Source organism: Crossiella sp. CA-258035 (assembly GCF_030064675.1).
GTDB lineage: Bacteria > Actinomycetota > Actinomycetes > Mycobacteriales > Pseudonocardiaceae > Crossiella.
Genome location: NZ_CP116413.1, coordinates 3,647,358 through 3,662,739 on the forward strand (window position 1 = coordinate 3,647,358; position 15,382 = coordinate 3,662,739).

The following is a 15,382-nucleotide window of genomic DNA, read 5'->3' on the forward strand; positions in this document are numbered from 1 at the left end:
AGTGGGTGATTCCCCCGGATCGTGCTGCGCTGTCAGTGATTCCGACGGTCGGCCGCGCAGCCGCCGGGACTCTGCCCAGTCCGCGAGCAGGGGATCGCTCGGTGGGGTGAAGATCATGGCTAGGTGCGGAATGTGTGTTGTGTTGTGCCTAGCTTGGCTGGTCGTGGACGACCTCGACGAGGGACTGGCCCTCATCGCGCCACAGTTGGCGAACCTGCGACAAAACCTGCCGGTTGCCACTCTGAGCCGCGTCGCCTCGTTCCGAGCCGAGCGCTGGCAAGACGAGGCGCAGTGGCTCGAGACTCGCCAGTCTGATGCATTTCCCGATGATGTCGCACGGTGTCGCTCCTGTGCCCGTGCGTGGCGCTGGGTAGGCGACAACTATTGAGGAGCCGGGGCGGCCTCAGCGCGTCATTCCGGCCAAGCCGGCGAGGGTGCGGCACAGTGTCCGGAACTGTCGGCATCCGGAACGAGGAGACACTTGTGCCACTGCCCCAGCTGACCGCCGAGCAACGCGAGCAGGCCCTGGCCAAGGCCGCAGAGGCCCGTGCGGCCCGCGCCAAGATCAAGGCGAGCCTCAAGGGCGGTGAGACGACTCTGGCCGAACTGCTGACGCGGTGTGCCACCGACGAACAGGTGCGCAAACTGCGGGTCGCCGAAGTGCTCCGCTCGCTGCCCGGCGTCGGCCCGGTCCGTGCCGGAAAGATCATGGCCAACCTGGAGATCCCGGACAACCGGCGGCTGGGCGGGCTGGGTGAGAAGCAGCGAAGCGGTCTGAACACTGTGCTGGGCAACTGAGGGAAAGTCCCTGTGGCGAGCCGGGCTGGCCTCCGGAATCGGCCGCGACCCGCCCCGGAGGCGGGGGTTCAGCGACCGGCATAGGTCACGGTGCACTTGATCGACTCGGTGCTGCGCCCGCCCCGCGGCGATGTCGACGTCGCCGCGGGCCGCCTCGGAGTAGGCGTCGATCGCCGCGCCGAACCGTTCGGAGGCCGCCCGCAACTCGGTGGCGCGCACGTCTTGGGGTACCTGGGTGACGGCGGTCATTTAGTCCACAGTGGACTGACGACTGCGGACTCTGCGACGGTGAGTGCGACGGTCGGGCGGTGGGGATATCTGGCGCCGCCCACGCGGGTCTGCTCTTGCCCCGTCGGCAGCGAGGGAACCTGTTACCCGTTTCCCCTGTGGGAAAACGGGTTTCGTTCTTGGTGACGCTGACCTCTCGGAAACCGGCACGGAGTTGTCGCCCGGCAGGGCCCAGCCCAGCGAACTCCACTGCTGTCCCTTCTTACGGGTTCAGGTGGCGACGCAAGAACTCCAGCAGCGTATGCCGCAGGATCCTGGCGGGAAGACCCTGCCACACCCGGTCCACGCAGTGATCGGCATCCGGCAGCAGCACGACGCGGTGTTCCGTCGACCGGCTGAGCAGTTCCTGGGCGTAGCCGTGCACCTCCGGTAGCGGCACGAACTGGTCGCGTTCTCCGGCGGCCAGGAACACCGCGTGCGGCGGGTTGTCCGCCCCGTGCGGGTCCGGCGCGCGGGGCGAGGTTGTGCGGGTGTTCAACAAAGTGCGGTGCAGCAGGGGCAGGCCCAGCATCGGGTGCAGGGCGAGTACCGCGCGCACGGCCGGCGCCGTGGGCAACCCTGCGGCCCACAGCACGAGCTCGGCGCCGCGAGAACAGCCCAGCAGTGCGATCCGGTCTGGGTCCGCACCCAGCGCGCAGGCGTTGGCTCGCGCCCAGTGCAGCCAGGAGAGCACCTCCTGCACCGTGCGCAACGGGTTGGTCCGGGGGAGGCGGGGCAGGCAGACGGTGACGTAGCCGTGCTCGCTGAGCCAGCTCGCGTAGCGCTGCACCTGTTCAGGCCCGCTGCCCCTGGTGTCACCGGGCACCAGGAGGACGATCGGGCGGAGACTGGACGCGGCGATCCCGGTTGGCGGTCGGCTTCGCCTCCAACTGTCCAGCGGCACGCCGAGCTCGGCCGCCCGCACGAGTTGACGACGCCGTACCCGCCGCCAGTAGTCGGCGCACAGCACCGCTGCGGTGGCAGCGACGATGTGCGCCGGGTCCTGGTGCGCGGACACCACTTGCAGTCCCGCGCTGAACCCGGCCAGCACCGCCAGTTGAGGAGCCAGCCCACCGGCCGCCGACCGTACCGCCCAGCACGCCCGGTTCGGCGAGGGCAGCAGGGCCGGTGCGGTCGCGGCGAGCACGACCAGCGTGAGGGCATGGGCCAGCAGGGTCACCGCGGGCTCACGACCAGGCATCCGAGGCGGTGAGGACCTCCGTGTGGCGTCGCGAGCCGGTGATGGTGCCGGCGGGTTCGCCGTTGACGAGTTCGGAGTTGTGGACCTGGGCCTGGAGGTCGCTGGGGTAGCCGGGGACTTGGTGCTGGAGCAGTTGCGGCAGGTTGAACGCCAGGTCGACGGCTAGCGCGATCCTCACCACGCCCGCGGCGACGCGGAGCCCGCGCCGGTGCTGACGACATGCCCGAACCCACTCGGCGACCCGGCGTCTGGCCGAGGCGAGGACAAGCAGGAGAGTGGCCACGCCGAGGGCGAAGATCAGTGACAGGACCTCGGTGCCGGTGCTGATGTTGCTGGTGGACCCCGGCCCGCCGCATCCCGTCCTGCCGTAGGCCGAGCACGGACACCAGCAGTGACTCGAACAGCGTCACCAGGCTGACGCTCCGCACCTGGCCCGGGATGGCGAAGCAGGGCCGAGCGCGGCAGGGAGCGGTGACCTCGGTGCGCGCGAGGGTCAGCAAGGCGGCCTACCCCGTTTCGCGGAAGTGTGACTTCCTGTGTTCGCACCAGAACGCGACCTGGATCGGCTGATCTAGGAAAAGGTTCACCAGCGCGCGCCGCGCGAATGAGGCCCCCGTTTCGAGGGTGGGGACGATCGTCCACTGTGGTGTGCCGCATGCCCTCGATGCGTTGAGCTGCAACGAAGATAAATTGCGGTGAGTAAACGTGACCATCGCAAATGTGTTGTCGATCACGGTGGCGAACCACGTCTGGGTGAGCGGCGAACCCTCCGTGTCTGGGCATGTCGGGCCGCGGTCGCCGGGCATGCCAGAAACGCCGAGACCGGACCCGAAGGTGTTGTCGTGACACGAGTGCACAGTTCTTTCCTGCCGCTTTCCGCTGCCCAGTCGGGCTTGTGGTTCGCTCAGGAACTCGACCCGGCGAACCCCGTCTTCACCATCAGCTCCTACCTGGACATCACGGGAGCGGTGGACGAGGAACTGTTTCTCGGCTCAGTGCGGCGGGCGATCGTCGAAGCGGAGACGCTGCGCGTGTCCTTCGCGCTGCTGGACGGCGAGCCGCGCCAGTCCGTGCGGGCCGAGGTGCCCGGCACGACCGGCCTGCTCGACCTCAGCGGCGCGCCCGACCCGGGGGCGGCCTCCCTGGCGTGGATGCGCGAGCAGCTCGCCACGCCGGTCGACCTGCTGTCCGGCCGCTTGCTCGACGTCGCGCTCATCCGGCTCGGCGAGGGCCGCTACCACTGCTTCCAGCGCGTGCACCACATCCTGTCCGACGGTGCGGGCGCCGCTCTGCTGCTGCACCGCATCGCCGAGCACTACACCGCGGCACTGCGGCAGGAGCGACCGGCCGAGGCGGAGTTCGGCACGGTGGCCGAGCTGCTCGCCGAGGACGAGCGGTACCGGCAGTCCGCCGAGTTCGAACAGGACAGCCGCCGCTGGAGCGAGTACCTGCGTGGCCGTGCCGACATGCTCAGTCTCAGCGAGCGGGCGGTGCCGCTGGCGAGCGCGGTGCGCCGGGCCACTGCCCGGTTGACCGCCGGGGAACTGGACGGCCTGCGGGAAGTCGGCAAGTCGGTGGGCACGGCCTGGACCTCGGTGGTACTGGCCTCGGTCGCCGGGTACGTCCACCGCACCCTCGGCCACACCGACGTCGTGCTGGGCTTCCCGGTCACCGCACGCCGCACGCCGCTGCTGCGCCGCACGCCGGGTGTGGTCTCCAACGTGGTGCCGCTGCGCCTGCGGCTGAGCCGTCAGGTCAGCGGCCGGGAGCTGGTTCGCCAGGCCGCTAGTGAGGCCAGGGTCGCGTTGCGGCACCAGCGCTTCCGCGTTGAGGACCTCCGGCGTGCGCTGGCCGCGGCCGGGGACACCGGCCCTCTGCACGGTCCCGCAGTCAACATCATGGCCTTCCATGCGGAGCTGGTCCTCGGTGATGCCACCGCGACCGTGCACAACCTGGCGATGGGCCCGATCGACGATCTCACGGTGGTCGTGCACCCCGGTGCCGCGGGCGAGGGTGCCGTGATCCACTTCGACGCGAACCCGGACCGCTACGACGAGGCCGAGCTGTCCGGGCACCTGGACCGCTTCCTGCGCCTGCTGCGGGGGCTGCTCGCCCAGCCCGACCGGCCGCTGGCCCACCTGGACCTGCTGGCCGGGGACGACCTGGCCGAGGCGCTGCCCGAGTGGGAGCGACCCACCGACTCCCGCACCGCGGCAGACCTGTTGCGTGAGCAGGCCACCCGCACCCCCGAGCGGGTCGCGGTGCGCTCCGGGGCCGAGCACCTGACCTTCGGGGAGCTGCGGGCCCAAGCACTGCGCCTGGCACGGGTGCTGCTGGCCGAGGGGGTGCGCCCCGGGAACCACGTCGCGGTCCTGCTGGAGCGCTCGGCCGCCTCGGTGGTGGCCATCGCCGCGGTGCTGGAAGCCGGAGCGGTCTACCTGCCGGTCGACACCTCCTACCCGCGGCATCGGATCCAGCACCTGCTGAGCACTGCGCGCCCCCGCCTGGTGGTCACCGACCGGGCCAACGCCCCTGGGCATCCGGCCGCGCTCGTCCTGGACGACCCCGGCACGCGGGAGCGGCTCGCCTCGGTCCCGGCGGAGGAGCTGACCGACGACGACCGGCGCGTCCCGGCTCCGGCCGATGCCGCCTACGTCCTGCACACCTCGGGCTCGACCGGCCTGCCCAAGGGCGTGGTGGTCAGCCACGGCGCTCTGGTCAACCTGTACCTGCACCACCGGGCCACGCTGTTCACCCAGGCCGAGGGCGAGCAGTGGCGGGTCGCCCTGTCGGCCGCGCTGTCCTTCGACGCGTCCTGGGACCCGGTGCTGTGGATGTTCGCCGGGCACGAGCTGCTGCTGCCGGACGAGCTGACCCGCCGCGACCCCGAGGCGCTGGTCCCGTGGCTGGTGGAGCAGCGGGTCGACGTCATCGAGACCACCCCGTCCTTGTTCCGGGGATTGCTGGCCGCGGGCCTGTACCGCGACGGAGGCTCGGGACCCCGGCTGGTCGCACTCGGCGGTGAGCCCGTGGACACCGAGCTGTGGCACAGCCTGCGCGCCCTGCGCGGGGTGGACAGCATCAACCTGTACGGCCCCACCGAGTGCACCGTGGACTCGGTGACCGCGCGCCTGGCCGAGCACCCCGCCCCGGTGATCGGCCGGGCGGTGCGCGGCACCGGTGCCTACGTGCTGGACTCCGCGCTGCGCCCGGTCGCCCCTGGCGTGGTGGGGGAGCTGTACCTGGCCGGCTCCGGGCTCGCTGACGGCTACCTCGACCGGCCGGATCTGACCGCTGAGCGTTTTGTGGCCTGTCCCTTCGCCTGCGCGGGTGAGCGCATGTACCGGACCGGCGACCTGGTGCGGCGTGAGCCTGGCGGCGTGCTGGCCTACGTCGGCCGAGGTGACGAGCAGGTGAAGGTGCGGGGTGCCCGGATCGAGCCGGGTGAGATCACCGCCGCCCTGCACCGGCACGCCTCCGTGCGCCGCGCGGCCGTCGTGGTCCGCGGCGAGGGGGATCGAGCCCGGCTGGTCGCCTACGTCGTGCCCTGCGGAGAGGCCGCGCGCGGCGGAGAACTCCGGGAACACCTGCTGGGGCTGCTGCCCGAGCACCTGGTGCCGGCCACCTACGTCACGCTCGGCCAGCTGCCGCTGACCCCCAACGGCAAGCTCGACCTCGCCGCCCTGCCCGAGCCCGGCACCTCGGGCACCGGCAGTGGCGGTGAACCCCGAACCCCTCGGGAGGCGCTGCTGTGCGGCATGTTCGCCGAGGCGCTCAAGGTGCCGCTGGTCGGGGTCGACGACGACTTCTTCGCCCTCGGCGGGCACTCGCTACTGGCCGCCCGGCTGGTCAACCGGGTGCGTGCCGCCCTGTCGGTGCAGCTCCCGCTGCGCACGCTGTTCGAGCACCCCACTCCGGGCGCACTGGCCCGGGCACTGGAGGACGTGACCGATCAGGGCCCCCCGCTCATCCGGCGATCCCGGCCGGAGGAGGTTCCGTTGGCGCCCGCCCAGCTGGGCCTGTGGTTCCTCAACCGGCTCGACCCCGCTGACACCGGCTACCACATGCCGGTGGTGCTGCGCCTGGACGGTGAGCTCGACATCGCGGCCCTGCGCGCCGCGCTCACCGACGTGGTGACCCGGCACGAGACCCTGCGCACCGTCTTCCCCGAGCACGGTGGCCGGCCGAGGCAGCGGGTGCTGCCCGCGCGCGAGGTGGAACTGCCGGTCCACACCGGCGACCGCGCGCCGACGGTGCGCGAGCTGGTGGACCGGCCGTTCGACCTGCGCGCCGACCTCCCGCTGCGGGCCAGCCTGCTGGCCGAGTCCACGCGACGGCACGCCCTGGTGCTCGTGCTGCACCACATCGCCGGGGACGGCTGGTCCACCGCGCCGCTGGCCCGCGACCTCGCCACCGCCTACACCGCCCGCACCGCGGGAGTCTGTCCACAGTGGACTGAACTTCCGGTGCAGTACGCCGACTACGCGCTCTGGCAGCGTGACCGGCTCGGCCAGGTGAGCGACCCGGACAGCGAACTGGGCCGCCAGCTCGAGTTCTGGCGCACCGAACTGAGCGGCGCACCCGAGGTGTCACCGATCTTCCCGGTGCGCCGCGAACCCGGCGAGCCAGGCGAAGTGCCGGTGCACGTGCCCGCCCAGGCCGTCCAGCGCCTGAGCGCCCTCGCCGAACAGGCACAGGCCACCCCGTTCATCGTCGTGCACGCGGCGTTCGCCGCCCTGCTGCACCGCCTCGGCGCGGGCACCGACATCGTGGTCGGCACCCCGGTCGCCGGTCGCACCGAGGAGGCGGTGAGCGAGCTGGTCGGCTGCTTCGTCAACACCCTGGTACTGCGCACCGACCTCTCCGGCAGACCCACCTTCCGGCAGCTGCTGGCCCGGGTGCGCGCCCGGGACCTGGCCGCCTACGGGCACCAGGACCTGCCCTTCGACCGCCTGGTCGAACAACTGCGCCCCGATCGCGCCGCGGGTGCGCACCCGCTGTTCCAGGTGCTGCTCAACCTGCGCGGCACACCGCGGCCCGAGCTGCACCTGCCGGGGCTGCGCACCGAGGTGGAGCCGGTGCGGCCGGGTGGGGCCAAGTTCGACCTGCTGCTCGACCTCGGCCCGGATGCCGACGGCGCGCTGACCGGCGCCCTGGAGTACCACTCCGGCGCGCTCGGCCACGCCACCGCGCGCCGCGTGGCCCGCCAGTTCACCGACCTGCTCACCGCGCTGCTGGCCGAGCCGGACGAGCCGGTGTTCACCCACCCACTGGCCGATCCGGCCGAACTGGCCGCGTGGAACAGCACCGACCGCCCGGTGCCCGAAGGCACGGTGGTCGAGGCGTTCCAGGAACAGGTGCGCCGCTGGCCCGAGGCGATCGCGGTCTCCGACGCCACCCGCTCGCTGACTTTTGCCGAGCTGGGTGAGGCCGTGCACCGGTTGGCGCGGCTGCTGCTGCGCACCGGCGTGCAGGCCGACCAGGTCGTCGCGGTCGCCCTGCCCCGCACCGCCGAGGCGGTGGTGGCCCAGCTCGCCGTGCTCGCCGCAGGCGCCACTTACCTGCCGGTGGACACCGGGCACCCGTCCGCCCGGCTGCGCGCGCTGCTGGCGGCCGCCCGGCCGCACCGCGTGCTCACCGAGGGCGCCGCGCTGGACGGCCTGGTGGCCGAGCAGGTGCTGCTGAGGCTGGACGAGCCCGGCACCCGGCGGCAACTGGCCGCGCTCTCCGGCGAGCGGCTGCTGGCCCACGCCCGTCCCGGCGACGCCGCCTACCTCATCCACACCTCCGGCTCCACCGGCCGCCCCAAAGGCGTGCTGGTGGAACACCACAGCCTGGCCAACCTGCTGCACTCCCACCGGGAACACCTCTTCGGCCCCGCACAGGCCCGGCTGGGCAGGCGGCTGCTAGTGGCGCTGACCGCGGCGCTGACCTTCGACGCGGCCCTGGACCCGCTGCTGTGGCTGCTCGACGGCCACGAACTGCACGTGGTCGACGACGACCTGCGCCGCGACCCCGAGGCACTCGTGGCGGCCCTGCGCGCCCGGCAGGTGGACTTCGTGGAGACCACCCCCTCCTTCCTCACCCAGCTGTGCGAGCACGGCTTGCTCAGCGGCGAGGACCACTACCCGAGCGTGCTGGCCCTCGGCGGCGAAGCCGTCCCCGAAGCGCTGTGGCGGGACCTGGGCGCCCTGCCCTGGCTGGCGGCCCACAACTTCTACGGCCCCACCGAATGCACCGTCGACGCCGTCACCGCCCGGCTGTCCGGCACCCGCACCCCGGTCCTCGGCCGGCCGGTGGCCAACACCCGCGCCCACGTGCTGGATGCGAACCTGCGACCGGTGCCGCCAGGGGTCACCGGCGAGCTGTACCTGGTCGGCGCGGGTGTGGCGCGCGGCTACCACGACGAGCCCGCGCTGACCGCGCAGCGGTTCGTGGCCAACCCGTTCGGGCCGGGCAGGCTCTACCGCACCGGTGACCTGGTCCGCTGGACCGAGCACGGCGAGCTGACCTTCCACGGCCGCGCCGACGACCAGGTCAAGGTGCGCGGTGTGCGCCTGGAACTCGGCGAGGTCGCCTCGGCCGCGCGCAGCCACCCCGCGGTCGCCGAGGCCGCCGCCGTGGTCCGCGCGCAGACCCTGGCGCTGTACTACGTCACCCGCGCCGGGCACACCGTCACCGCAGGGGAGCTGCGCGCGTACCTGGCCGAGCACCTGCCCGAACCCGGCAGGCCCAGCGCGCTGCGGGAACTGCCGCACCTGCCGCTGACCCCGCACGGCAAGCTCGACCAGCGCGCGCTGCCCGCGATCGAGCCCGCCGCACCCGGCAGCGGCCGGGCCCCGGCCAACGACGTCGAACGGGCGCTGTGCACGGCCTTCGCCGCCGTGCTCGACCTGCCGGAGGTCGGTGCCGAGGACGACTTCTTCAGCCTCGGCGGGCATTCCCTGCTCGCCACCCGCCTCATCAGCCGGGTCCGGGCCGAACTGGCCGTGGAACTGCCCGTCCGCGCACTGTTCGACCACCCCACCCCAGCCCGGCTGGCCACCGTGCTCGGCACCGCGCGGCCCGGCCGGACCGCGCTGCGCGCGAGCACCCGGCCACCGGTGGTGCCGCTGTCCCCGGCCCAGCACCGGCTGTGGTTCCTCAACCAGCTGGAGGGCGCGAACCCGGCCTACCACATCGCCTTCCAGGTGCGCCTGACCGGACGGCTCGACCAGGACGCCCTGCGCGGCGCGCTGGGCGACCTGCTCTGGCGGCACGAGTCCTTGCGCACCGTCTTCCCGGAGACCGACGGCCTGCCCCGCCAGGAGATCCTGGCCAAGCAAGCGACCCGCCTCGACCTGCCGGTCACCTCGACCGTCACCGAGGAGGCCGGCGCGCTGGCCGCGGCACTGGCCGCCCGGCCCTTCGACCTGACCGCCGAGCTGCCGCTGCGCGCGCACCTGCTGCACCTGGGCGAAGAGGAACACCTGCTGGTGGTCGTCCTGCACCACATCGCAGGCGACGGCTGGTCCACGCTGCCACTGACCCGCGACCTCGCCACGGCCTACACCGCCCGCAGCAGCGGAAGCAGTCCACAGTGGACCGATCTGCCGGTGCAGTACGCCGATTACGCGCTCTGGCAACGTGATCTGCTCGGCCTGGACGGCGATCCCGGCGCGTTGCTGAGCAGGCAGCTGGAGTTCTGGCGCGCTGAGCTGGCGGACCTGCCCGAGGAACTGCGGCTGCCCGGCGAGGGCCGTCGGTCCGAGCAGGCCACCGCGGACACCCTGCCGCTGGCCCTGGACCCGGCCACGCACGCCGCGATCCGCGCCTTGGCCAGTGGCACCGGAGCCAGCACGTTCATGGTGCTGCACGCCGCCCTGGCCACCCTGCTGCACCGGCTCGGCGCGGGCACCGACATCCCCATCGGCACCCCGGTCGCCGGCCGCACCGACGAGGCGCTGACCGACCTGGTGGGCTTCTTCGTCAACACCCTGGTGCTGCGCGCCGACCTGTCCGGCCGCCCGAGCTTCCGCACCGTCCTGGACCGGGTGCGGGAGCGGTCGCTGGCCGCCTACGACAACCAGGACGTGCCCTTCGACCGGCTGGTGGAGGACCTGCGACCGGTCCGCAGCCTGAGCAGGCACCCGCTGTTCCAGGTGATGCTCACCCTGCTCAACACCCCCGGCGCGGATCTCGACCTGCCCGGTCTGCGCGCTGAGATCGAGCCGGTGCACACCGGCGGCGCCAAGTTCGACCTGTCGCTGAGCCTGCGGGAGCACTGGAGCGCAGACGGCGACCCGGACGGCATCTCCGGCACGCTGGAGTACCGCGGCGATCTGCTGGATGCCGCCGCCGCGCGTGCGCTCGCCGACCGGCTCGGGCACCTGCTCGCCGCGGCGCTGGCCCACCCCGACCGGCCGGTGGCCGAACTGGACGTGCTGGCCCCCGGTGAACGCGGCCAGGTCCTGCGCGAGTGGAACGCCACCGGGCGGGGGCTGCCCAGCCGCACCGTGGTGGAGATCTTCGAGGACCACGTGCACCGCTCGGCCGGGGACGCGATCGCGCTGGTGGCAGGCGGCGGGCAGATCAGCGCCGAGGCCCTCAACGCCAAGGCCAACCAGCTGGCGCGCCACCTGGTGACCGCCGGGATCGGCCCGGAGGACCGGGTCGCGGTGCTGCTGCCGCGCTCGCTGGACACCGTGATCGCGTTGCTGGCCGTGCTCAAGGCGGGCGCGGCCTACCTGCCGGTGGATGCGAGCTACCCCGCGGAGCGCATCGCCTACCTGCTCGCCGACGGCCGCCCCGCACTGGTGCTGGCGCACCGGGACACCGCGCCGGAGGGCCTGCCGGTCCTGCTGCTGGACGAGGAGCGGATCCGCGCCGAGCTGGCCGCGCGGCCGGGCGAGGACCTGCGCGATGCCGACCGGGTGCGGCCGCTCGGCCTGGACGACGCCGCCTACGTCATCTACACCTCCGGCTCCACCGGGCGTCCCAAGGGTGTGGTGGTCGAGCACCGGTCCCTGACCAACCTGCTGGTCAACCACCAGGACCAGCTCTTCGGCCCGGCCACCCGCGCCGCGGGCCACGCCCGGCTGCGGGTCGCGCTGACCGCCGCGCTGTCCTTCGACGCCGCCTGGGACCCGCTGCTGTGGATGCTGGACGGCCACGAACTGCACCTGGTCGACGAGCACACCCGGCGCGACCCGGAGGCACTGGTGAGCTACCTGCGCAAGGAGGGCGTGAACTCCATCGAGACCACCCCGTCCTACCTGCGGGCGCTGCTGGACAACGGCCTGTTCGAGGCCGGCGAGCACCAACCCGGCGTGATCGCGGTCGGCGGCGAGGCGGTCCCGGCCGCGCTGTGGGCCGCGCTGCGCGCGGTGCCCGGCCTGCTGGCCTACAACTTCTACGGCCCCACGGAGTCCACAGTGGACTCTGTGGTGGCGGTCGTCGCGGACTCCCCGCGACCGGTGATCGGCCGCCCGGTCACCAACACCCGCGCCTACGTCCTGGACCAGGCGCTGACCCCGGTGCCGACCGGGGTGACCGGCGAGCTGTACCTGGCCGGCACCGGGGTGGCGCGCGGTTACCACGGACGGCCTGACCTGACCGCGGACCGGTTCGTCGCCGACCCGTTCGCCCAGTCCCCGCAGCGCATGTACCGCACCGGAGACCTGGTGCGCTGGAACCGCCGCGGCCAACTGCAGTTCGTCGGCCGCACCGACGACCAGGTCAAGGTGCGCGGCTTCCGGGTGGAACTGGCCGAGGTGACCTCGGCACTGACCAGCCACCCCGCCGTCGCGCAGGCCGTGGCGACAGTGCACGCCGCCGCCGACGGCGCGCACCGGCTCATCGCCTACGTGGTGCCCGAACCCGGCCGCACGGCCGAGCGGGCGGTGCTGCGCGAGCACGCGCTGGCCACGCTGCCGGACTACATGGTGCCCTCGGCGTTCGTCCCGATCACCGAACTGCCCTTGACCCCCAACGGGAAACTCGACACCGCGGCGCTGCCCGAGCCCAGGCTCGCCGCCGGCTCACCGGTGCGGCCGCCGAGCGGACCGCGGGAGAGCCTGCTCTGCCGGATCTTCGCCGATGTGCTCGGCCTGGAGGCCGTCGGCGTCACCGACAGCTTCTTCGAGCTGGGCGGGCACTCCTTGCTGGCCACCCGCCTCATCGGCCGGGTCCGCGCCGCGCTGGGCGTCCAGCTGCCGATCCGGACGCTGTTCGAGGCGCCGACCCCGGCCGGGCTGGCCGAGCGGATCGACTCCGGCGCCGAGGGCGACTCGCTGGAGGTGCTGCTGCCCCTGCGCGTCACCGGCAGCCGCCATCCGCTGTTCTGCGTGCACCCGGCAGGCGGCCTCGGCTGGGGCTACTCCGCCCTGCTGCACCACTTGCACCCCGAACAGCCCCTCTACGCCCTGCAGGCCCGCACCCTCGCCGGTGACCGGCAACTGCCCGCCAGCATCGAGGAGATGGCGGGGGAGTACGTGCGGCACATCCGCCAGGTGCAGCCGCAGGGCCCCTACCAGCTCCTGGGCTGGTCCTTCGGCGGGAACCTGGCCCACGAGGTCGCCGTGCAGTTGCAGGCGGACGGCCACGAGGTGTCGCTGCTGGCCATCCTGGACGCCTACCCCACGATCCCCGTGGGCGACCTGGAGTATGCCGCCCCCGAGGTGGTGCTCGGCGCACTGCTGGGCGCCCTCGGCTTCGCCGAGGACAGCGAGCCGATCACCGTCACCCAGGCCAGGAAACGGTTGTGCCAGCACGGCAGCCCGCTCGGCAGCCTGCCGGAGGCGACCCTGCTCGGCATGGTGGAGGTCTTCGCCAACCAGGGCCGCCTGATGCGCTCCTTCCAGCCCGGGGTCTTCCGCGGCGACCTCCGGTTCTTCACCGCCACCCAGGGCCGGGACGAGGACTCACCCCGGCTGGCGTCCTGGCGGCCCCTCATCGACGGCGAGATCAGCGATCACCCCGTCGACTGCACCCACGTGCAACTCCTGCAACCCGAACCGCTCCGCCAGTTCGCCCCGGTGCTCACCGCCGCGCTGGACGAACTGGCGGCGCGCCCAGCACCGCGACCTTGGGGAGCGAGCAAGTGACCAACCCGTTCGACGACACCGACGCCACCTTCCTGGTGCTGACCAACACCGCGGGCCAGCACAGCCTGTGGCCCGAGTTCGCCCCCGTGCCCGCCGGCTGGTCGGTGGCCTTCGGCCCGGCGGGCCGCACGAGGTGCCTCGACTACGTCAACGAGCACTGGACCGACATCCGCCCGCAGCGGAGCGAGTGAACACGGGACGATGACACCACACCAGGACGAACCCATGATCCACGTCAAGGACCTGCGCAAGTCCTTCGGCGCCACCACAGCGCTGGCCGGTGTCGACCTCACCGTGCCCAGGGGCCAGGTTTTCGGCCTGCTCGGGCCCAACGGGGCGGGCAAGACCACCACGGTCCGGGTCCTGACCACCCTGCTGCGCGCGGACTCCGGAACCGTCCGGGTCGCCGGGCACGACGTGCGGACCGACCCGCAGGGCGTGCGGCGGGCCATCGGCCTGTCCGGGCAGTACGCCGCCGTGGACGACAACCTCACCGGCCGGGAGAACCTGCTCATGGTCGGCCTGCTCTACGGCATGCGCCGCAAGGTGGCCCGCCGCCGCGCGGATGAGCTGCTGGAGCGCTTCCGGCTCACCACCGCCGCGAACAACGTGGCCAAGAGCTACTCCGGCGGCATGCGCCGCAGGCTGGACCTGGCCGGCGCCTTCGTCGGCGCACCTCCGGTGGTGGTGCTCGACGAGCCGACCACCGGGCTGGACCCGCGCAGCCGTCAGGACACCTGGGCCGTGGTGGGCGAACTGGTGGCCGAGGGCACCACCGTCCTGCTCACCACCCAGTACCTCGCCGAGGCCGACGAGATGGCCGACCGCATCGCGGTGCTGGACCAGGGCCGGGTGATCGCCACCGGCACCGCCGAAGCGCTGAAGGCCCGTGCCGGGCAGAACCGGCTCACCGTCGTCGTCGCCGACCACCACGACCTGCCGGCCACCACGCGCATCCTGGACACGGTCGGCGCAGGCCAAGCCTGGGCCGAACCCGTCGAGCGCAAGGTGAGCGTGCCGGTGACCAACGGCGCCGAGGCGATGAAGGCGGCACTGCGCCTGCTCGACGCCGAGCACATTGACATCACCGACCTGTCGGTGCAGCGCCCCACCCTCGACGACGTCTTCCTCACCCTCACCGGACACCCGGGCAGCACCTCGCCGGAACCCGCGGGAAGTGGTGCGCGATGACCACGCTGACCATGGCAGCCAGGGACAGCTCCGTGCTCACCTGGCGCAACCTGCTCAACCTGCGGCGCAACCCCGGCGCGCTGCTCGCCGCGACCGTGCAGCCGCTGATGTTCGTGCTGCTGTTCGCCTACGTCTTCGGCGGCAGCCTCGGTGGCGACGGCTACCGCGAGTTCCTGATGGGCGGCATCTTCGCCCAGGCGGTGACCTTCAACGCCTCCTTCACCACCATCGGACTGGCCAACGACCTGCAGAAGGGCGTGGTGGACCGCTTCCGCTCGCTGCCCATGTCCCGGCTCGCGCTCGTGCTCGGCCGCACCACCTCCGACCTGGCCATCAGCATCCTGACCTTGACGGTGACCTCGCTGTGCGGCCTGCTCATCGGCTGGCGGATCCGGGGCAGCCTGCTCGACGCCGTCGCCGCCTACGCCCTGATCCTGCTCTTCGCCTTCGCCACCTCCTGGATCGGCGCGACCATCGCGCTGACCGCGCGCAGCGTGGAGGTGGCCCAGAGCGCGGGCCTGATCTGGCTGTTCCCCACCACGCTGATCTCCACCGCGTTCGTCTCCGCCGCCGCCATGCCAGCACCGCTGCGCGCGCTCGCCGAGTGGAACCCGGTCTCCGCGATCGCCACCGCCAGCCGCGAGCTGTTCGGCAACCCGGTGCCACCGGGACTGCCCCAGCCCAGCGGCTGGCCCGCCCAGCACGCCACGGCCTACGCGGTGCTGTCCGCGCTGGCCCTCATCGCGGTGTTCATGCCCTTGGCCCTGTCCCGCTACCGGCGGCTGGCCCGGCGCTGACCGCGGAACCCAGACCGCCTCGAGCCCAGAGAGGAGGACCCCAT

9 protein-coding genes are annotated in these 15,382 nt (G+C 72.7%); 6 read left to right on the forward strand and 3 right to left on the reverse strand.

Annotation, left to right across the window (positions count from 1 at the left end; genetic code table 11):
• Positions 1 to 163: 163 nt before the first annotated feature.
• Both N8J89_RS16800 and mihF read left to right on the forward strand, forming a co-directional pair.
• Positions 164 to 388, forward strand: coding sequence for a hypothetical protein (locus N8J89_RS16800; RefSeq protein ID WP_283665289.1), 225 nt, complete (start codon positions 164 to 166; stop codon positions 386 to 388).
• Positions 389 to 483: 95 nt separating this feature from the next.
• Complete coding sequence (mihF, locus tag N8J89_RS16805; protein ID WP_283665290.1) at positions 484 to 798, forward strand: integration host factor, actinobacterial type; 315 nt, start codon at positions 484 to 486, stop codon at positions 796 to 798.
• Positions 799 to 1,288: 490 nt separating this feature from the next.
• On the opposite strand, the gene N8J89_RS16810 is transcribed toward mihF, so the two are convergent.
• From N8J89_RS16810 to N8J89_RS16820, 3 genes are all read right to left on the reverse strand, one after another.
• Positions 1,289 to 2,266, reverse strand: coding sequence for an alpha/beta hydrolase family protein (locus N8J89_RS16810; RefSeq protein ID WP_283665291.1), 978 nt, complete (start codon positions 2,264 to 2,266; stop codon positions 1,289 to 1,291).
• Positions 2,253 to 2,444: a hypothetical protein gene (locus N8J89_RS16815; RefSeq protein WP_283665292.1), complete on the reverse strand. Its 192-nt coding sequence runs from the start codon at positions 2,442 to 2,444 to the stop codon at positions 2,253 to 2,255. The genes N8J89_RS16810 and N8J89_RS16815 overlap by 14 nt, the downstream gene beginning before the upstream one ends.
• A 328-nt stretch (positions 2,445 to 2,772) precedes the next feature.
• Complete coding sequence (locus N8J89_RS16820; RefSeq protein WP_283665293.1) at positions 2,773 to 3,000, reverse strand: hypothetical protein; 228 nt, start codon at positions 2,998 to 3,000, stop codon at positions 2,773 to 2,775.
• 108 nt (positions 3,001 to 3,108) lie between these two features.
• On the opposite strand from N8J89_RS16820, the gene N8J89_RS16825 reads away from it, so the two are divergent.
• Genes N8J89_RS16825 through N8J89_RS16840 form a run of 4 tightly spaced genes read left to right on the forward strand, consistent with a single transcriptional unit; the run spans position 3,109 to position 15,338 of the window.
• Positions 3,109 to 13,350: a non-ribosomal peptide synthetase gene (locus tag N8J89_RS16825; protein WP_283665294.1), complete on the forward strand. Its 10,242-nt coding sequence runs from the start codon at positions 3,109 to 3,111 to the stop codon at positions 13,348 to 13,350.
• On the forward strand, positions 13,347 to 13,541 hold the full coding sequence (locus N8J89_RS16830) for an MbtH family protein (protein WP_283665295.1): 195 nt from the start codon (positions 13,347 to 13,349) through the stop codon (positions 13,539 to 13,541). The genes N8J89_RS16825 and N8J89_RS16830 overlap by 4 nt, the downstream gene beginning before the upstream one ends.
• Positions 13,542 to 13,575: 34 nt before the next feature.
• Positions 13,576 to 14,541: an ATP-binding cassette domain-containing protein gene (locus N8J89_RS16835; RefSeq protein WP_283665296.1), complete on the forward strand. Its 966-nt coding sequence runs from the start codon at positions 13,576 to 13,578 to the stop codon at positions 14,539 to 14,541.
• Positions 14,538 to 15,338, forward strand: a complete 801-nt coding sequence (locus N8J89_RS16840) for an ABC transporter permease (protein ID WP_283665297.1) — start codon at positions 14,538 to 14,540, stop codon at positions 15,336 to 15,338. The genes N8J89_RS16835 and N8J89_RS16840 overlap by 4 nt, the downstream gene beginning before the upstream one ends.
• Positions 15,339 to 15,382: the final 44 nt, after the last annotated feature.

Bases quoted from the DNA above. Each gene is read 5' to 3' on its own strand.
- N8J89_RS16835 (WP_283665296.1), top strand. From the start codon at position 13,576: ATGATCCACGTCAAGGACCTGCGCAAGTCCTTCGGCGCCACCACAGCG.
- N8J89_RS16840 (WP_283665297.1), top strand. From the start codon at position 14,538: ATGACCACGCTGACCATGGCAGCCAGGGACAGCTCCGTGCTCACCTGG.
- N8J89_RS16810 (WP_283665291.1), bottom strand. From the start codon at position 2,266: ATGCCTGGTCGTGAGCCCGCGGTGACCCTGCTGGCCCATGCCCTCACG.